This window comes from Parageobacillus caldoxylosilyticus, from assembly GCF_019272935.1.
GTDB lineage: Bacteria > Bacillota > Bacilli > Bacillales > Anoxybacillaceae > Saccharococcus > Saccharococcus caldoxylosilyticus.
In genome coordinates this window covers 2,022,309-2,042,410 of the sequence record NZ_CP040553.1, presented here as the reverse complement: position 1 = coordinate 2,042,410, position 20,102 = coordinate 2,022,309, and the positions used below count along the sequence as shown (strand labels likewise).

17 protein-coding genes are annotated in these 20,102 nt (G+C 44.1%); 4 read left to right on the top strand and 13 right to left on the bottom strand.

Features of this window, described 5'->3' with window-relative positions; genetic code table 11:
* Nucleotides 1-239 precede the first annotated feature (239 nt).
* Complete coding sequence (locus tag BV455_RS10330) at nt 240-1,244, bottom strand: C40 family peptidase (RefSeq protein WP_218688035.1); 1,005 nt, start codon at nt 1,242-1,244, stop codon at nt 240-242.
* Nucleotides 1,245-1,456: 212 nt separating this feature from the next.
* Between BV455_RS10330 and BV455_RS10325 the strand changes: the two genes are divergently transcribed.
* Entirely contained in the window at nt 1,457-5,122 is a 3,666-nt protein-coding gene (locus tag BV455_RS10325) for a S8 family peptidase (protein WP_218687166.1), read from the top strand.
* 41 nt (nt 5,123-5,163) lie between these two features.
* On the opposite strand, the gene BV455_RS10320 is transcribed toward BV455_RS10325, so the two are convergent.
* The 7 genes from BV455_RS10320 to BV455_RS10295 form a co-directional block, all read right to left on the bottom strand.
* Nucleotides 5,164-7,083, bottom strand: a complete 1,920-nt coding sequence (locus tag BV455_RS10320) for a S8 family serine peptidase (protein ID WP_042408206.1) — start codon at nt 7,081-7,083, stop codon at nt 5,164-5,166.
* Nucleotides 7,084-7,162: 79 nt separating this feature from the next.
* On the bottom strand, nt 7,163-8,569 hold the full coding sequence (locus BV455_RS10315) for an N-acetylmuramoyl-L-alanine amidase (protein ID WP_017436443.1): 1,407 nt from the start codon (nt 8,567-8,569) through the stop codon (nt 7,163-7,165).
* An 826-nt stretch (nt 8,570-9,395) separates the two neighbouring features.
* Nucleotides 9,396-9,719 carry a hypothetical protein gene (locus BV455_RS10310; protein WP_223845336.1) on the bottom strand — a complete coding sequence of 108 codons (324 nt, stop codon included), beginning with the start codon at nt 9,717-9,719 and terminating at the stop codon, nt 9,396-9,398.
* A gap of 182 nt (nt 9,720-9,901) precedes the next feature.
* Nucleotides 9,902-11,047 carry a non-hydrolyzing UDP-N-acetylglucosamine 2-epimerase gene (gene wecB / locus BV455_RS10305; RefSeq protein ID WP_017436448.1) on the bottom strand — a complete coding sequence of 382 codons (1,146 nt, stop codon included), beginning with the start codon at nt 11,045-11,047 and terminating at the stop codon, nt 9,902-9,904.
* Between the two features lie 422 nt (nt 11,048-11,469).
* Entirely contained in the window at nt 11,470-12,255 is a 786-nt protein-coding gene (locus BV455_RS21065) for a C40 family peptidase (RefSeq protein ID WP_245005356.1), read from the bottom strand.
* A gap of 5 nt (nt 12,256-12,260) precedes the next feature.
* A complete protein-coding gene (locus BV455_RS21060) occupies nt 12,261-12,839 on the bottom strand; it encodes a peptidoglycan-binding domain-containing protein (protein ID WP_245005272.1) in 579 nt (192 codons plus the stop codon).
* 442 nt (nt 12,840-13,281) lie between these two features.
* On the bottom strand, nt 13,282-13,782 hold the full coding sequence (locus BV455_RS10295; protein WP_218687165.1) for a hypothetical protein: 501 nt from the start codon (nt 13,780-13,782) through the stop codon (nt 13,282-13,284).
* A 212-nt stretch (nt 13,783-13,994) separates the two neighbouring features.
* Here BV455_RS10295 and BV455_RS10290 point away from each other — a divergent pair, with 212 nt between their 5' ends.
* Entirely contained in the window at nt 13,995-14,405 is a 411-nt protein-coding gene (locus BV455_RS10290) for a helix-turn-helix domain-containing protein (RefSeq protein ID WP_061579130.1), read from the top strand.
* 173 nt (nt 14,406-14,578) lie between these two features.
* Here the strand turns inward: BV455_RS10290 and ssb are convergent, their stop codons facing one another.
* Nucleotides 14,579-14,926, bottom strand: a complete 348-nt coding sequence (gene ssb, locus BV455_RS10285) for a single-stranded DNA-binding protein (RefSeq protein WP_017436452.1) — start codon at nt 14,924-14,926, stop codon at nt 14,579-14,581.
* Between the two features lie 343 nt (nt 14,927-15,269).
* Between ssb and BV455_RS10280 the strand changes: the two genes are divergently transcribed.
* Nucleotides 15,270-15,722 carry a YwpF-like family protein gene (locus BV455_RS10280; protein WP_017436454.1) on the top strand — a complete coding sequence of 151 codons (453 nt, stop codon included), beginning with the start codon at nt 15,270-15,272 and terminating at the stop codon, nt 15,720-15,722.
* 23 nt (nt 15,723-15,745) lie between these two features.
* Here the strand turns inward: BV455_RS10280 and BV455_RS10275 are convergent, their stop codons facing one another.
* From BV455_RS10275 to BV455_RS10260, 4 genes are all read right to left on the bottom strand, one after another.
* Nucleotides 15,746-16,276 (bottom strand): class D sortase, encoded by a 531-nt coding sequence (locus BV455_RS10275; RefSeq protein ID WP_409993898.1) that lies wholly within the window; start codon nt 16,274-16,276, stop codon nt 15,746-15,748.
* Between the two features lie 63 nt (nt 16,277-16,339).
* Complete coding sequence (locus BV455_RS10270; protein WP_409993877.1) at nt 16,340-17,305, bottom strand: processed acidic surface protein; 966 nt, start codon at nt 17,303-17,305, stop codon at nt 16,340-16,342.
* 133 nt (nt 17,306-17,438) lie between these two features.
* Nucleotides 17,439-18,818: an aspartate kinase gene (locus BV455_RS10265; protein ID WP_081160543.1), complete on the bottom strand. Its 1,380-nt coding sequence runs from the start codon at nt 18,816-18,818 to the stop codon at nt 17,439-17,441.
* A gap of 101 nt (nt 18,819-18,919) precedes the next feature.
* Nucleotides 18,920-19,363, bottom strand: coding sequence for a DUF1284 domain-containing protein (locus BV455_RS10260; RefSeq protein ID WP_081160501.1), 444 nt, complete (start codon nt 19,361-19,363; stop codon nt 18,920-18,922).
* A 139-nt stretch (nt 19,364-19,502) separates the two neighbouring features.
* On the opposite strand from BV455_RS10260, the gene BV455_RS10255 reads away from it, so the two are divergent.
* The gene (locus BV455_RS10255; protein ID WP_081160546.1) at nt 19,503-20,066 is read left to right on the top strand and encodes a hypothetical protein; all 564 of its coding nucleotides are present in this window, start codon (nt 19,503-19,505) and stop codon (nt 20,064-20,066) included.
* The last annotated feature ends 36 nt before the right edge of the window (nt 20,067-20,102 follow it).

The window sequence follows — 20,102 nt, the reverse complement described above, 5'->3', positions numbered from 1 at the left end:
TAAATATGTATATGAAAGAAATTGATTCCTACATCATTCTATTTTATTCTATCAAATATGACAAAAATATGTAAGAATCGAAATTTAAATATTTCCTGTACGACCTATTTTTTCTGCGAAATCCATCATCATCTGGATTTTCTATCCTTTTGCATGATTGCTATGGTGTCATTCATAAGTGACAAATGGACAAAAAAACGGCACGAAGTGAACCCACATGAAGCTCCGTGCCGTTTTGCTTATTTTTGAGAGGCCTGAATCGCGCTGTAAACCGCCGATGCAAAGGCCATTCTTGTTGCATCCATGCCGCCGTGGAAGCTGGAGCTGTTAAATACCCCCGTACGATCGACCGCTTTGATCGCAATAATCGACGGATATGCCCAAAAGCTTGGATGTACATCATTATATTTGACCGCCGCTCCGGCAATGGCTGGACTTTGACTAAGTCGAAACGCGCGGTCGATAATGACAGCCATTTGCGTTCTTGTAATATTTTCATAAGGGCGGAACGTACCATCTTTATATCCGAATATAATTCCCGCTTCTTTCATAGCGGCAATGTCTTTTGCGAAGGACATTCCTAACGAAACATCGGAAAACGATTTTGTCGAAGGGGCAGGTAGTTTTAAATAGCGATTTAATATCGCAGCTGCTTGTCCTCTTGTAACGGAAAGGTCCGGTTTGAAATAAGAACCTTCAAATCCATGGATGATTCCGGCTTTGCCTAGCTCACTGATCGCTTGATATGCCGGATGATCCGGACTGACATCATAAAATTGCCCAGGTGGAAGCGGCTCCTCAATGACGCGTCTACCGCCAGCAAACTTTGGCCCCCAATACGGGTTGTTTATGGATGCGATGGAGACGCCCTGGCTCGTTGTTGCGCTGATGAATTCATCGTTTCCTATGTATATGCCTGAATGAGAAATTCCGGACTTATATGTATTCTTAAAAAATACTAAATCACCAGGCAGCAAATCTTCCTTGTTTACGGCAACTCCCGTTTCATATTGTTCACTGGTTGTTCTCGGCAGTGCAATTCCGACTGCATCAAATACATATTGAACAAACCCGGAGCAATCAAATCCGCTTGGGGTAGTACCACCGAATCGATAAGGAGCGCCAAGCTGTTCTTTTGCCATTTTTACAACTTCATCGCGGTTGTTTTCCGCGTAAGCTCTCGGAAGGCCGCTAATGAGGAATGTAAGCATCAGCAAAAAAGAAAGCGCTTTTTTCACCATCATCACCTGCCTATTCTCGACGATTTTTCTCAAACTTTAACAATTATAAAGAAATTTTAACAAATTTTAGCGAATTACTATTTTACATATGTATTACAAATATATTACTCAAAATGAATTCTTTGAAAAAATAGAGGAATTTTCTTCAAAAATATGATAATATTATAAAAAAGTGATAATCTTTTTATAAATTAAATTAGGAGGGAGAAATTTTTTTGAAGAAGAGAAACCAATCTAAAAAACTACTTACCTTAGGAATGGCTTTATCTTTAGCATTTGGGGGAATTCTCCCTTATGCGAACGTCTCTGTCTCTGCCGCGGAAATAAAACAACAAGAAACCGCTAACCAACTGTTGAATCGATTTGGCCTTTATCATTCTACAAACGAAGTAAAAGCAAGCACGGTGCAAAAGGATAAGGAAAAACAGTTGTTTAGCGAAACTGTGCTGATTGTCAAGTATAAAAATGTACTTTCATCAACAGAACACCAAAAAGCTGGAACAAAACTTGTCAGACGAATTTCTTCTTTGCATTATGATGTCGTGCAAATAACGGGAAAGAAAAAGTTAGAAGATGTTGTTAGCGCCTATGCAAAAAATCCAAATGTCATTTCTGTATCACGCAGCGCATATTTTTCGAGAGCCGCTGTCGATGATGCAAAAAGCTACGACATGTATCATCTTACAACATTGCAAGTAAACAAAGCTCTTGCACTAGCCGGCAAGCATCCTGTCAAAGTAGCAGTCGTCGACACCGGAATCGACGTCCATCACCCTGAATTAAAGAATAAAATTATTTCAAACTATAATGTTATGAATCCTATGCAAAAAGGAGCCGTTGATGTTCACGGCACGCACGTTGCCGGAATCATCGCAGGGGAGAAAGGAAACGGGATCGGTGGATATGGCGTGTTCCCAAATGCGCAAATTATCTCGATCGACGTGTTTAACCGTTCCTTTTTCAGTTCCGATTACATTGTGGCAGAAGGAATTTTAGAAGCGATTCGCCAAAAGGCACAAGTGATCAATTTAAGCTTAGGTTCCCCTGTCCCTTCTCCCATTGTCGAGGAAGCGATTAAAAAGGCCGTTGCCGCAAATATTACCGTTGTCGCCGCAGCTGGCAACTCCGGGATCAATACATATGAATACCCAGCTGCTTTTGAAGGTGTAATCGGAGTGGGAGCAACCAATGCAAAGAATGAACTCGCTGATTTCTCTACTTATGGCCCTGCTGTCGATGTCGTCGCCCCTGGGGAAGATATTTACAGTTCCATTTACGATATCGACAAAAAATCAACGTTTGCAAAACTAAGCGGAACGTCCATGGCAACGCCAATGGTGACGGCAACAGTAGCGATGCTGCTGTCGAAAAATCCAAAGCTGACACCGTATGAAATTAATTATATTTTAAATAAGACGGCGAAAGATTTGGGGGAAAAAGGATACGACCTCAAATACGGTTATGGCTTAGTCAATCCGGTTGCGGCGCTGCAGTTTAATCCCAAAAACATCCCAGCCAATCCGAATATTGCGGAAAAAGATTTGTTAAAGAAGGCAAAAAACATCAACGTAACGTCCTATTCTGTACAAACTGGCACCATTAAGAAGTTGAATCAAACGGACTGGTATCAATTGAAAGTTCAAAAAGGAGATTACATTCAAACAAAATTGAAAGGATCCGCCGACTACGACTATAAATTGGACATCTTATTCTTCCCTGCCGGCAAAGCAGCACCGTCTACAAAAGTGCCAGTGAATGATACATTGCAAGGTAAAGAAGAAGGCTACTTATTTGAAGCCCCGCAAGACGGAACGCTGGTGATCGGTGTAAAAGACGCGCTCGGCAACTATAGCGAAAGCGGAAAATCGCGCTATACCCTTTCCATTGACCGAACAAAGAACAAACTCGACGATGGCAACAATGCAGAAAATCCTTTCATTATTCAATCATTGCCATATCATTCGCAACGCGAACATGGACCACTTTTCTTTACAAACGAGCTGACAGACACGGAAACCCCAACAGATGAAAGTATAAAAACGGAAGAACCTGCGAAAGAAGAAGCTCCGAAAGATACAGAGCAGGAAGAAGAAACAAAACCGCTGCCGGGAGACAGCGATTACTTCCGTTTTACAGTACCAGAATCGGAGGATGGAACGGAGCAAACGGTTCATGTTTCGCTAACAGGAGTGCCTGGAATTGATTCCACCATCAACTTATATGCCATCGAAAAACTGGAAGAAGAACCAAGCTCTGACGGAGAAACGGAGCAAACGCCTGAAGAACAACCCGAAGAACAGCCTGGAGAACAACCTGGTGAACAGCCGGCGGAAAATCAATTTATGATTGATTCCGTCAACATGAAAGGGTACGGCGAAGGGGAGGAACTCACATTTAATGCGATACCGGGCATGGAATATATGATTGAGGTTACGAATAAACCAACCCTTGATCCATTGATGACGTCCCTTTTTGGAGAACCGGAAATGGATTTAACAAGAAACTTCTCTTCTCACTTGCCTTACCAGTTAATGATTGATGCAACCACTTTGCCAGCAGATGAGGATGGTTTTCCAATGGCAGAGGAAATACCGGAAGAAGAGCTAACGAAAGGAAACATCGAAGCATATTTAGCGAAAAAAGAAGCATTAAAAGAGAAACGAAGCGCAGTTATCTCGGATCCAGGGATGCTCTCTAGCGAGGACGATGGGATCGAAAACGTTCTTAACGCGGCACAACCTTATGATTTAAGCCAAACGGTAAGCGGATATTTTCAATACAGCGGAGATGAAGATTGGTTTGCCTTTACGCCTAAGCAAAACGGAATTTACGAGTTCCGCTTTGCCGCAGATGAAAACCATGAGGTTCCAAGCATGAGCATATTCGTTTATAACGAAAAACAAAAAGAATTCTCCCATCTCGGTTCTAACCTTTCTGATTACGGCTTTGAACCAAAAGATCGCTATCAAATCGGTCTAAAAGGCGGGAAAACTTACTATATTCAACTAACGGAAAAAATGTATCGTCCATCCGTGAAAGCCTATACGTTTACGTCGACGCTGCTGGCAAGCAATACAGCAGATAAATTGGAGAATAACGATGACTTTGAAAAAGCAACAAACATCAGACTAAAAGCAATTACAGGAAACTTTGCTTCCGCCCAAGATATAGATATTTACTACTTCAAACCAGACCAAAACGGGCTTTACGGATTTGCGATGACTCCGCTAAGCGTTCCTGCGAAATACGCCAAACTGCCAAAAGAACTGTTAACGCCGATTGACCCGGTAGTGATTGTCATCGAAGATACGAATGGCAACAAAAAATTAGACAAGGAAGAGGAAGGAAAAGAATGGATAACCGACCGCGGCTTTTCCAATGAAGCAGAGCGTGGTGCCTTTAAAGCGGTGAAACCGAAAGGATACTTTATCGTTACTCTGAATTATTTCGGAGATACTTCGCTAATGCCATACCAATTTACATTGGCAAAAGCTGCCTTGCAAGATGAAGACAAAAATTCGACGGTGAAAAATAACATTCCATCAAAACCGCTTCCATTGAAAAAACCGAATAAAAACACATTCTATAATACCGGTTATATGAATGTTACCAACAATAACGGCGATGTTGATTACTATGTGTTTACGGCGAATGAAGAACGAGCATATAAATTTAAGCTCGAACTGCCTTCCGACCTTGATGGGGTGATCAGCGTTTATGATGCAAAAGGCAAACAAGTTGGAAAAGCAGATTACTATATCAGCGGGGACGCCGAATATTTGAAATTAAAATTAAAGAAAGGAAAATACTTTATCAAAGTGGAAGATGCATTTGGCAATGCAAGCATTAACCCATATAAACTCATTGTGCGAAAAGAATAACAAAGTCAAGAAAGGCTGCCTTCCATTAGGGAGGCAGCCTTCTATTTGAATATGTCATTTTCAGCACGGGCGATGAAAACGAAAAGCTCTAGCCGCTTCACAAGCTGATAAGGTCTAAACGTACCATCAGGATATCCTTTTGTAATGTTTGCTGCAGCCATTTTATAAATTTCCGCATGCCCCGTCACCTTGTCGGTAACGTCTTTAAACGTAATGGAAGAAGCACTAGGGAGTTGGTACGCCTTCGCTAACAGCATTGCTGTTTCCGCGCGGGTGATAGGCTGTTGCGGACGAAACGTACCATCTGGAAACCCATTTACCAACCCTCGCTCATATGCAGATTGAATATATCCAGACGCGGAATTAGCAGAGCCCACATCTTTAAAAACGGTAGACCGTTTTGTCGAATCCAAATGCAACGCCCGTCCTAACATCGTTACCGCTTCGGCACGCGTTACAAAATCATTAGGCTTGATCGTACCGTTATTATATCCAGTAACAATTCCCTTGCTGAATAAATAAACAATGTGGGGCGTGTACCAAATGCCGTTTGTCAAATCTTTGTAATCTGGTTCTGAAAGGGTTACGGTGATCGGATTAGACAATGCTGATTCTGTTCCATCGCTATATACAGAAGAAAACTGATAGCGGTAAGTTCCTTTGAGCACGTAGTCTGTAAATGACGAACTAGACTGCAGCTTTTTTATTTGCTTTCCATCGCGATACACATTATATCCTTGAATACTGTCAGCAAGCGGCGTAACAGAAAAGTTTACTACTCCCGCTGCATTGGATTGCAGCTTCACTTTCAGCTGCGGCGGTTTATTTTGTTCTGCCTGTACTAATCCATAGCCGTACCAATCATCTTTTCCAGGCGTGCCTAAATCCATCGCATTTGCCCTTAACATTTGGCGAAGTTCGACATTCGTTTTATTCGGATACTGCTGCTTATATAAGGCTAATATACCGCTGACAAATGGAGCTGCCATGGACGTCCCCGCCATCCATGTATATCCGTCCGGATTGCCGTCCAAATCACAGGCAACAGGAACGGTGCTGTAAATGTTTTCACCAGGCGCTGCAACCTCGACTGCTGGGCCTGTTGCAGAATAAGCAACGCGAACGTTTTGGTTGTTGATGGCTGCAACGGCGATCGCACTGTCATATTTCGCAGGATATTCGACGGTATCTCCTGTTCCTTTTTCGTTGCCGTTGTTTCCAGCCGCCGCGACCACCAAAATTCCTTTCTGATATGCTTTATCAATGGCTTCTTTTAGCACAGGAGAACCTTCTGAAGCAGCAAAACTCAAGTTAATAATATCCATATGGTTTTGTATCGCCCATTCAATCCCTGCTAAAACAGTCGATATCGTTCCTTCGCCGAAGCGGTCCAATACTTTCACCGCATAGATGCTTGCCTCCGGAGCTACTCCAAGCACCCCAATATGATTATTTTTCGCCGCGATAATACCTGCCACATGGGTGCCGTGTCCGTTATCATCATTATAAGCATTAGGGCAATAGGATAACATGCACGCACCGCCCGATACATGTAAATCAGGATGATTCGTATCAATTCCTGTATCTAAAATGGCGATCTTCACGCCTTTACCCGTAACGCCACGGACGTGCATGCCGGTTGCTTTTGTTTTCGTTATGCCCCAGCCTACCACCTGTCCGTCAATCGTAACGGTTTCATCCTGCTGAATGTATTCTACTCCCGGTAATTGCCGCAAAAGATCCATAGAAGCCAACGGCACATTGGCAGATAAAGCTGGAATCACGTCAAACCGCTGATACACTTTTCCTTGCAGCTGTTCCACTGCTTTTTCGTCGACATGCTTTTTAAAAAGAATAATCACATTGATCCGCTTTGTTTCAGATGCAAAAGTGGAAGCAGCGGGCAGAAAACTCATCATCACGAGAACAGCACTGAAAAAAACGAGACACCATTTTTTCATATGAAATAACCTCTCATGCGAGAAAATCTGCTACTATTCTCTATTTTACTATTTCATTGAACACGGCGGTATAAATATTTCATTGAACACGGTCGTATAAAGGCTGAAAGTTCAATCCTGATTCGGATGCGTAATAGTCTAATATTCCGAGATAAATAGCTTTCGCTGCTTCTCCCTGCCAGTATGAAGAGCCTAACTTTTTGGCATCTTCTTTACGATCAATAAAACCTAACTCCACTAAAACCGCAGGCATATTATTTTCCCGAAGAACGTGCAAATCTCCTTTTTTCACTCCACGGTCCGCTGCATTCCATGCTTCGACTAACCGTTTTTGGATACATTGAGCGAGCTTCTTGCTTTTTTCTACATATGGATTTGTCGCTGCCGCACTATAATAGTACGTTTCCGTGCCCGTTCCGCCGCCTGAATTCGTATGGATGCTGACAAATATATCTCCATTCATCTTCTTCGCAAAATCAACCCTGCCGCTTAGCGGGACAAATACATCTTTTTCGCGCGTTAAAGCAATACGAAATCCTGTATCTTCAAATAATGACTTTACTTTTAAAGCGACGCTGAGATTAATATCCTTTTCTTTTAATCCATTTGCCACTGCTCCAGGGTCATAGTCACCATGTCCAGGATCGATGATAATGGTTTGCGTTTTTACATATTGCAACAGCCGGTCCGTTGGGTTAGATGGACTCATTCCACTAAGGTAAGCAGTATGTACAAAACCTTCTATTCCCGAAGCGCGAACATATGCCCAATTACCAACAATATGTAAGATCTCTACTTTTTCTCCTTTTTTCAATACAGCCACAGTACTAAAGTTGGTGGATGGTCCTTGACGGACATTCAAAATTGACGCATTTACCGTTGCTTGTTGAACAGCTGTGAATTGATAATGGACCCGGAATTTTGGATTAATGGCTCTTGCAATAAACACCGCAAAATCGGCACGTATAATCGGTTGATCTTGACCAAACGTTCCATCCGCAAGCCCTTGGGCAATCCCTTTCGCCATTAGTTGCTGGATCGCTGTCGATATCGTGTTTCCGCCAAGCGAATAAGCGCGGTTGATAAGCAGCGCCATTTCTCCCCGCGTAACAAACTGATTAGGACGAAAAGTACCATCATTGTAACCGCTAATAATGTTTTTTTCAACTGCTTCTTGTATGTATCCCGAAGCAAAATTCCCTTTGCCTACATCTTTAAATTTTGTTGCTCTCTGTGTTCCATCGAAATTAAGCGTTCTTCCAATAATGGCCGCAGCCTCTGCTCTTGTCACATTTTTAGATGGATAAAAATATCCAGATGAACTGCCTTGAACCATTTTCCCTTGCGCTAAATAATAAATTTCTTTTGCAGCGCGATGAGTCGTGCCAACATCACGAAAATATGGAGCAGCGCTAGTATGACCAACAGGACTGATGAGTACTGCGGCCAACAACAGACAAAAAGCGACAAATACTCCTTTTCTCATACATCCTTTCTCCCTTTTTTGATATATTTTTCTACTATTCTACCACAAACTTCATGTTTTCTAAATAAAAAATGGTTCCTTTTCCTTATCATAGACTTTGAGCCATATTTCTCACATTTCGTATGGAAGTACTTTTTCATCTTGTAGGGATAACCATCAGCATGTCCTTGTTGGATGGCTTGGTGCGCGAGGTTCTTGCGAAGAGGCATTCGTGGCAGACCGCTTGAATCGATTGGCTGTAAAGGGGAAAGCTTTCCTTTTGTTTGCTTTTGCAGTTAGCTTTTAGTATCCAGCAGCCGCATTAGAGAAAAGATGTTCCTTCACTCATCAAAGACATTCATCCAAACACAGGCAGACTTGTGATGCGGGCACACCATCGATCCGAATCCGTTTTGGCCGCAAAACAGGAGAACTCTTCCTTTCCCTGCCTGATAGGATAGTCCGAAATAGAACATATGTTTGTTTTTCATAAATAAAAATCTCCCGATTCATCTCCCCTTCCCTTCGATTAGAAGAGGAAGACTTCTCGGGAAAAATATGAAAAAAACCCCTCAAACTGAACTTTTGCACCATTCAAGTCGGCAGGTTCTGGCGTACTAGAGAGTTTTTCCTGCACCTGCGTGCAGGCATTCACTCTTGTTCCGTTAAATATCATGGACAAACACCTCATTGGCGCTTAGCTCCCTGTCGGCTTGGGTCAAAACCGTTTTCCGCTTCATCCCAATCACTTCAGCCACAGACTTTCGTGGCTAATACTTTTGCAAACCGCCAGCTTTTTCTGTCTACTTCAAGGGAGCCTGTTCATGATATGTTCATTCCTTGAGAATTACGATTGCGATGTTAATTTTTCCTTCAGCCGTTCGATATGGTACTTCGCTTCCATTCTACACGTATAGTCAATATCATCCATCCCCAATTGAGCAATAAGACTGTCCAGCGCCTTCATTTCCTGTTCTGTCGGTGGTTCTGTCAATGCCTTTTCAATCACTTCGTTTATTTTTGCAGCCAACTCTTCGTGAAAATCTGGGTTAGACTTGATCTCATCATCTATTTTCTTGAACCAAGAAGCATTTTTTTGCGCATAATCCCGCCAGTACGCAATAAAATCCTCTAAGTTATATTTTTTTTCATCCCATTGAATCATTTCCATATATTTCTCAAAGGCGGCCGAAATAGACCTCGTAATGCTTATTTTTATTCCGTTCGGAAGGCTCTTGAACATAATAGCGATATAATTACCTCCTAAAGTGATGATTCATTTTTATATCTTCATCAAAAAACAACCTTATATTCGATACAACGTTTATTTTCCATTACTGATCCATATTCTGTCTAAATAGTAAAAGGAGCTGGAGCAGATTCTGCCTTGCCAAAATAATAAAGAATGGCCTGCACGATGCGTTTGGAAGCTTGCCCATCTCCGTATGGATTCGAAGCTTTCGCCATTTTTTCATATTCGTTTCGATTATTCAACAGCTCGCGGGCCATGCGGTATATCGTTTCCTCATTGGTTCCCGCTAATTTCAGCGTTCCCGCTTCGATGCCTTCCGGCCGTTCCGTCGTATCGCGAAGCACTAATACCGGAACCCCCAACGAAGGCGCTTCTTCTTGCACGCCGCCGGAATCCGTTAAAATAAGAAACGCTCTCGCGGCAAGATTATGAAAATCAAATACATCTAAAGGTTCGATTAAATGAATGCGCGGATCATGGCCAAGAATTTCATCGGCTACTTCACGTACCGCCGGATTCAAATGAACGGGATAAACGACTTGCACATCTTCATGCTCTTGAACAATGCGTTTAATCGCGCGGAACATGTTGCGCATGGATTCGCCAAGATTTTCCCTGCGATGGGCAGTCAATAAAATCATGCGGTCGTTGCCGATTTTCGCTAAAATATCATGCTTATAATTTTCGGTCACCGTCGTTTTTAACGCGTCGATGGCCGTGTTTCCCGTAATAAAAATCGAATCCGGTTTTTTATTCTCATGGATTAAGTTTTCGTACGCTTTTTTCGTTGGCGCAAAATGAAGATCGGCGATCACACCGGTAAGCTGACGGTTCATTTCTTCCGGAAATGGTGAATATTTATTCCACGTGCGCAACCCGGCTTCGACATGCCCGACAGCGATTTGATTGTAAAACGCCGCGAGGCTGGCGACAAACGTCGTTGTCGTATCCCCGTGCACCAGCACTAAATCCGGCTTCACCTTTTTCATCACGTCATCGAGCCCTTCTAAAGCGCGGACGGTGATATCCGTCAACGTTTGGCGGTCTTTCATAATATTTAAGTCATAATCGGGCTTTATATGGAAAATTTCTAGCACTTGGTCTAGCATTTGCCGATGCTGCGCCGTTACGGTGACAATCGGTTCAATTAGTTCCGAATGTTTTTTCAGCTCCAATACAAGCGGTGCCATTTTAATTGCTTCCGGTCTTGTGCCGAAAATAGTCATTACTTTAATTTTATCTGCCATTACTTTCACCTACAATGTAAAATGTTAGATCCGGTGCAAACTTCATTCCTTACATTATCATAACCTTTCCATTTTCTCAACCATTAGCGCATTCGTTCTCCATAAACTTGAAGGCGTCCCAATAGAAAAATTGGTTCTTCTTTACTGATTAGATAGCTATGAGGGGGACTTGAGTCGGGGAAAGCAAGTTTTTGGTAAAATTTAGGAGGTAGGTTTGGTGCGATCGCGACAACTCCTAAGGTCGAAAGCTTTCCATCATGCTCGAAAAATGATTCATATCCATAGCTTAGCATTCTAGATGGCAAACATGCATTGCTACGCGTATATTTAGAAACGAACAACGCTTCGTAAAAAAAGGACAGCTCCGGAAAACCCCAAGCCATCCCTTTTCATTGGATAAACCGTCCATCATCTTTTCCCATTTAGTATCGTTTTGCGCCCAAGTAACGCGCTTTCCAATAAGAATTATCCAGGCTGCTGATGGTAACGCCAGTGGAAGAGCCGCTATGAATAAATTGTCTATTGCCGATATAAATGCCCGCGTGGGACGGACCGGATTGGCTGGTGTTAAAAAAGACAATGTCGCCAACCGAAGGAGAGGAAACCGGCGTACCGACGTTCCAAATCGTCGCTACCGTGCGCGGCAAAGAAATGCCTTGCTTTTTAAACAAATATACAATCAACCCGCTGCAGTCAAAGCCCACCTCCGGCGTTTGGCCGCCCCAAACGTACGGCTTGCCGAGAAGCTCGGACGCATCGGCGACAAGCTCGATGACATCCAGTTTCCGCTGCGGCGCCTGCCCCGTCAATCGCTCATATGTTTCCGCATCGACAACGCCGGTCGCTTTGAGGCCGGCGCTATTCTGGAATCGCTTCACCGCGTCCGCCGTAATCGCCCCGTAATACCCGGTAATTTCCGGATAGGTAAAATAACCGAGCTGTTTCAATTTCGCTTGCACCTGTTTGACCTGATCGCCTGCCGAGCCGATCGTTAGATAGATGGTCCCTTGCGAAGCAGGCGGATAGGATGGAGCTTGTTTCTTCAGCGCCTCATTGATCTTCGCGATTGTCGCGCCATCAGCCGCGCCGGTCACTGGCAGCTGATATTCTTTTTGAAACTGCCGGACCGCGGTGGCCGTCACCGTTCCGTAATAACCGGTGATCTTTGGATATGTAAAATAACCGAGCTGTTTTAAGTTTTGCTGCAGTTTGCTTACTTCCGCCCCCGCGAGCCGATTTTCAGCACATTGGCTTGAGGCGGTTTGACCGATGTGGCAGACGGATGGCGCATGGCGTTTTGAATCAGCTGCAACGTGCGAGCATCAGCCACCCCGGTTGCGGAAAGCCCGTTTGCCTGCTGGAACCGTTTCACCGCGTCTTGGGTGATTACGCCAAAATAGCCGGTAATCTCCGGGTACTTAAAATAACCAAGAAGTTTTAAGTTTTGCTGCAGCACTTTTACCTCGTTTCCACGCGAGCCGATTTTCATGGCCGCATTGGCAGCGAGGCTTCCTTTCAATTTCGCATATGTAGCATCATCGACAATGCCGGTCGCCGGCAGGCGGACAGATGCTTGAAACGCTTTAACGGCCTGCTCGGTAATCGGTCCAAAATATCCCGTCGCAGTCGGATATGTGAAAAATCCTTTTTCTTTCAAGAGCTGCTGCAGCTCTTTCACTTGCGGCGAACTCATCCCAACCTTCCATTCTGCTGCTTTCCCGTCATCTGGCATCAAAAACAACGCCGAAACGAAAGCGGTCGTTAACACAACATCTCTTGGCCTGATACTCACAGCGATCCCCCTCTTCCTTTCCTGCTTTCATCCCTCGCATCTTTTCTTGAACATTCACAACATCAAACGTCCACGCGCCGATTTCGCTTTACCTCTTTTGCTTTCACGCGGTAAGTAGAATTCGCCATGGTGATCATGTCGAAAAAAAGGAATTGATGTAAAACCAGGCTCCTACATCATACAAAAGAACGACAACCTTCGTAGCTATATTCCCTTTTTCGACACGCATAAAAGCTAAAAATTGACTATACATGTTATTCATCTATAATTCTTATTTACTAGTATAACGGAAATTCCTTCCTAATAGAAGGAGTTTTTTTACTTTCGGAAAAGCAGCTGTAACACCTACGGGACAAAGCAACGAAACAGGGTGATGCTGACGAAATTATCGCCATGCCATGGAAGATGCGTGCCATCAGGGAAAGCATTTGGGGCAACCCAACTACAGCATTTTGTTGTTTTTTCTCGCCGGACACGTATACAAGTAGGAAATGCGCTTATGATCAAAAATATAAATAGACTGCAAGATTTCATAAATCAGCTTTCTTTCCATCGCCAATAGTTCATTGGTATGAACGCGGAGATATTTTTGCTGCAGCTGGTTCCACTCGTAGAGGGTGATTTCAAACTTTTGCCTTTGCAAATCCAGCTTTACGATAAACATATATAATTGATTGACACATTTAAACACAAAATATAATTGAGCATCACTAGAACACATAATCGTACGGAACAGCGTATCCTCTCCTAAAAAGCGATCACGGTTTTCCTCGCTTTTTAAAAACCGCAGCGAATCGGTAAAATTCGTCGGTGCAATCGTTTTCAACCGAATCGAAAACGGATTTTTCATCTCTTTAATAAATATGCGATACGTTTCCTTTTTCCGTTTCGAGCCTTTCCGTTCACGAACCATTAAATCAGCGAGATAAATATTCACCATCATCCCCCTTTTTTTCTAATTATAGTAAATATTTACCCATTTTTACTTATTATACCATGTAACTAGTAAATGAAAAAGATGTCGAACCTTGGGGTAAAGAATGGTTTTGTTCTTTATCGGAACAAATCGGAAAACGGTTATAAACAGAACACAAGTCTCCGCCACGCTTTTCTATCTCTAAGTTATTGATGGATTTTCTGATAGCGTGGTGAATAATGATGGATTTAGGCGAAAGGCTAAAATATTTGCGCAAACAGCAGCACTGGACGCAGGAACAATTAGCGCAATACTTGAATATATCGCGCTCGCAAATTAGCAAATGGGAAAATGGTGACTTGCTTCCCGATGTGCAGTCCCTGCAAAAACTAAGCAACTTGTACAACGTGAGCATCGACTTTTTAATCGGCAGGGATTCTTCCAAAAAGGAGCTGTTGCGCGAGGTAAGACGATGGTACCAAACGGACGATATTAGCGAAAAAACGCTCGATATTATCAATTATTTGAAGCAAAACCCCAACATCGAAGAAGCGATTTATTCGCTGGCACAATTGCCAAACAAAAAACGAAAACATGCTGAAGTAATGATTTCCACCATCATCAAAGAGTTTTCCAACGCCATCAAATAAAGAAGGGCGTTCCCATATCATTTTTTCTGGCCGCGCATTGCTATGTCTGCAGAAAAAAAGCGCTAACATAATCGTGCTAGCGCCATCGTTGGGGACTTTTTGGGGAAAATATATTCTTTTTCTCTTGGGGACAATGATTTGGAAAGGAAAACATGGGGAAATACAGAGGAAATTCAGGCGTGCTCGAACCATTCATTCACTTTGCTGGTGCCGATAAAGCGGACAGATTCCGCTACTACCTCAGTGACATAGACACGCTGTCCGTCTTTGTTTTCATAGTTTCGCGTTTGGACCCGTCCCGTCACCGCAATCATCGAGCCTTTTCGGCAATAATTGGCCGTGTTTTCTGCTGTCTTTCGCCAAAGGACGCACGGGACGAAATCAGTATCTACCCTCCCTTCTGCATTGCGGAAATTTCTTGCTACTGCTAACGTAATGTTAGCGACTGCTGCTCCATCGGCGGTATAGCGAAGTTCCGGATCTTTCGTTAACCGGCCGACGAGCACCACTTGATTAATCATGTTTCTCCACATCTCCCCCTTCATTTCCTTGCATTTTCATCATAAATGACATCGATTCCCATCGTAAAATGGCGATTTTTGAATTTTTACATGATATTTATTGGTACAATAATGACTAGCATCTGTACAAAGAAAAGAAACCGGCCAGCAAAATTAAATTTTGGCATGCTTTCACGAAAAATGGCAGTGGTGATATTTTTGTTCATGACACCATTTTATGGACATAACCCATTTCATTTTCCTGTATAAAATAGTAAATGGAGGACAGACATACGATCCGTTTTCCTTTTGCGATGGGAATATGCTATAATTTCTACAAGACAATGCTGACGAGGTGGATGGAATGAAAACCTTCAAGCTTGTGGGGCTCTCGGTCGTTCATGACGATTCGGACCCGCAGGATATTCCGTTTATTGATGGCCTAATTATTAATAAAGAAGACGGAAAAAACCGCTGGCTCGTGGAAGCCTATTTAGACCAACAGTATGAACCCATTTTTGCGGATTTGCAGCACAAAGAAGATGAATTTCGTCTGCAAGTGACGATTACCAATCGCAGCAATGATCCGGCCAATATGCTCGTCACTGTTCGTTCCATCACAAGAATGAACAACCATATCAGCGTGCTGATGGAGGGATTCATCGTTCCAAGCAGAACGCACTTGGCGGAAGTCGTACTAGCGGGTCTTGTCAAAAAGGGGCTGCAAGGCGAGGCGTTATTGAAAGAATTTAAACATCAGCTAGACGAACGTCGCGGGATCAAAAGTAAAAATAATGAAGAAACAGTAAAGGGCTAGAAAAACGCTTCTAGCCCTTTTCTTTATTGTACGGAAACGAGCCGGGCGATCAGCACATAGCGCTGCTTTGCCTTTCCGAAAAAATGAAATGGATAGCAGGTCGTCATCGTTAACGTTGGGCGCGGTTTTTCGACCAAGACCGTCCGGTCATGTTGATCAACAATGCGCACTTTCGTTACGCGATAAATAAATTGTTTGCTTGCTGTCTTCACCATTAATTCGTCACCAATGCCGATTTGCCCTAACTGCCGAAATACGGTATCGCGATGGCCCGATAGAACCATATTGTGCGGTTCCCCCGGCAGAGCGCTTTTTGGATAGTGGCCGATACCTTTTCGCAGCTGCTGTTCCGTCACCCCGTGGTAAATCGGGATCGATACGCTCAGTTTCGGAATAAACAGCGTGCCGATTTGCTCTCCGATCTTCGGCTTTGCCGGCAGCGCCGCCTGCTGCGGCCGGGACGCCTGCCGGGACGCTGGTTTTTTACCTTCCGCTTCTACATTTTGTACGGCATGATATCCCATCCAGTAGCAATAACCGTTCCAAAGCGCCATCCCCAAGCCGGCCACAATACATACAGCTGCAACGTACGTCTTCGCGCGACGAAACACTCGTTTTCACTCCGTCAATTTCTTTTTGCTGCTCCAATAAACGTAAAAGCCAAACAAAGCGAGGAGAACACCGGAAAGCGTACGGGCAAGATACGGAGAAGCGGTATCCGGCATTTTTTCGCCATACATCGTTTCTTTCATTTCACTTGCTAATTCCCCTGCTGCTATCCATCTTTCCCCCGCCCGCACGACATAGCCGGAAGTAAACATTTCTTTCGACAACCGCACATCAGAAAGCAATTCCCCTGCTTCGTTATATAGTTCGACCAATAACTCGCGTCCTTCCGGCATGTTTGCCGTTGCCAGCTCATGGTAAGAGATTTTCTGTTTTTTCCCGTTTTCCTCCAAATAAAATGCTGCTTTCATTTGCAAAGTAGACAATACGTCTTCCCAAATGGAAAGCAGCTGCCGGCGCTGCGTTTCTGTCAGCTGTGTCACATCTTCTACTTGCAGAAACGGTTGCAGACGGCGGTCTAGTTCGGCTAACTGCTGCCCTACATGCGGATTTGGCAGCGAGGCAATATGGTCAAACAGACGTTTTGCTTCGCTTTCAGTAAAACCAATCGCGCCAAGCATATCGTTAATTTGCTGCATCTTTTCGTTATGGCGCAAATAAAAACGGACCGCTGTATCCAAATCTTCGATAAACGTATAATCTTGCATCGTTTCCCCAAACTGCCCGAGCAGCGCCTCCAGCTCTTCTTGCGTCAGTTGGTGCTTCTTGAGCAAGCGCTGCATGTTTTCTTCCGTAATCGGCGTGCCAAGCCATTGTTTTAATTCCTCCATGCTTTGAAAATCAGCCACCGTCATCTTGTACTTGTCCAAATAATTCAGCAAATCGCTCATCGACCAGCCTATGCTTTCGATGTACTGTTCCAGTTCTTGTTTTTGAATTTGGGCAAATGCGCGCGTCCCATTGGAAGCAATGATAAACAGAGAACAAACAATCATGGCGGACAACCAGCGCTTCAATACCATTTCCTCCCTTCCATTGCATCAAGTAAGATACATTGGTAGTATTTTCCGAAGGGCGGCGTCTTATGTATAAAAAAGAAGCGGAAACGAATCTGTTTTGTTCGTTTCCGCTTCCTATGTATTCTGCTTCTTATTTGACGCTGTTTCCGACGGGTAATTCTTGAAAATACGCCTCATACAGCGCGCGCACCGCATTGGTAACGACTTCCTCTTTGACGCCAAACATCATGCTTACTTCCGATGAGCCTTGGTTAATCATCTCTAAGTTAATGTTGGCCTTCGCCAGCGCCGTCGTCGCTTTTGCTGCCATTCCAACGGTGCGCTCCATGCCTTCGCCGACCACCATAATAAGCGCAAGCCCGTATTCCACATTTACTTCATCGACTTCCAATTCCGTTTGAATGCGGTCTAAAATACGCTTTTCTTTCTCCCCTTCCAGTTGGCTGGCGCGTAAAATCACCGACATATTGTCGATGCCGGAAGGAGTATGTTCGTAGGAGATTCCTTCATCCTCTAAAATCTGCAGCACCCGGCGGCCAAATCCGATTTCCCGGTTCATTAAATATTTGCTAATGTTAATGCTGCAAAATCCCGTATCGCTGGCAATGCCGGCAATCGGCTCTTCCTGATGGTTGCGTTTGGCGACAATCCAAGTGCCTGGGGCCGCAGGATTATTCGTATTTTTGACGCAAACCGGAATTCCCGCGCGGTACACCGGCTCCAGCGCTTCATCATGAAACACGGAAAACCCAGAGTAGGAAAGTTCGCGCATTTCACGATAAGTAATTTCTTTCAACTTGCGCGGATTGGCAATAATCGAAGGGTTGACGCAATAAATCGAATCGACGTCGGTAAAATTTTCATACACATCCGCTTTTACCCCTGCTGCGACAATCGAGCCGCTAATATCGGAGCCACCGCGCGGAAATGTCACGATATGCCCGTCGAGCGAGTAACCAAAAAACCCTGGGATCACTAACACCCCGCGCCGGTTGCGCAACTGATACAACTTTTCATATGACTCCGGCAAAATTTGCGCATTGCCCGGTTCATCCGTAACGAAAATTCCCGCCTCCCGGGGACTGACATAGCTCGCTTCAAGCCCGGTTTCCTGTAAATACAGCGCCATCAACCGTGCGTTATGATCCTCCCCGCTCGCTTTGATCGCATCCATCAAGCGGCATGGCTCATTGCGGTACTCGCTGATTTTCCAACGCAGATCGTCTTGGAGTTCCGCTAAAAATTCCTCTGCTGGCAATTCGAGCTCATTCGCGATTTCCGCATACCGTTTTACGATCTCGTCAAGCACCTCATCGTACGCTTTCCCGTCGATCGCCGCCTGTGCCAGCTGAATAAGCATATCGGTCACTTTCACATCATCTTTAAACCGTTTCCCCGGTGCCGATACGATCACAATGCGGCGCTCAACATCGGAGCTGACAATATCCGCCACTTTGCGAAACTGCGTGGCGCTTGCGACAGAACTTCCACCGAACTTTGCTACTTTCATGTCCATAACCCTTTCTGTTCGAAAATCCCCTTATATTTGTTTATCATACCACACTTTTTTATGGGCGGTGTCATTATTTTTTCGGAATTCTGACAAAAAAATTACTCCGCTTCCTTTTGTGCAACATTTCCGGCCCGGACATTGGCAATGCCTTCTTTACACACACCGTACGGAAGCCAGGAGCATTTGGCGCATAAGTAATCTAAATCGTCAGGACGCACCTTTTGTGCGGTGAGCCTCACTAGTTCCGATTTTAAGTAAACCCCGTTTTCTTCAATGCCTAAATGGCGGATTACTTTTTGGTCCATGAAGGTCACATGTTTATTGGAATTCGGATCGGCTTGGCACGCCGTTTCTCCATGGTGTGGACATGCCATGCACGCATCATCCAGAGCAGCGACGACTTGAATTGGAAAGTCTTGCTCTTCATCGCGAATTTTCGTCACGACTTCCCACATCTTTTCCACAAACGATGGGCTATATCCCATTCCGCGAAATCCGTGCACACATAATAAATGATGTCCCCGTAAGCGCAGCGGCTTCATCGCTTCTCTCCTCCCCTTTTTCCATAATTCCATCTTACTTGAAGAAGCGCCGTCCTACAACATGGACATTGACGGACGTGAAGAAGACATGGCATCCTTGAAATATACAAATAAACAACATAGAAAGGAACTAACCGCCATGACGAAAAAAGAAGCGGCTCATATCTTATCGGTTTTGCTTCATGAACTAACGAAACATTGGACGAAAGAAAAAATCCATTCTGATGTGCTCGAAACGATTATGAAATTGCGAATTCAGTCTGCGGACGAACAGGAATATATACATGGACTGCTGATGAACGTCACCTTCGCAACGGAATCGGCGCACGCACTGCAACAAATATTCGGTGCGATGCTCGAGAAACAATCGCTTTTTTCCCCGAAAGCGGTGGAAAACATGTTCAACGAAGCGCAAGCGAACATCCGCGATCATCTATTAGAACTCACAGACCGTTACCGTGAACATTTCAAACAAACTGTGGACCGGACGGAACGCAAAGAGCAGCTCGAACGTTCTTACAGCGCGCTTCTGATTGTCAATCGCATCCAAACAGATTTTTTATTTCAGTTTATCCAAGAACATAACCAAGAAGTGGCGCGACAATTTTTCAACGCCAATCCGAGCGATGTGCTGGAAGCGTTCCATCATTTAAGCAGCGTATATGCAAGCCGCTGGCTGGAAGGACTCGAACTGCATTACTAGATGCATAATTTTCATTTTTATAGAATTTTAAATAAT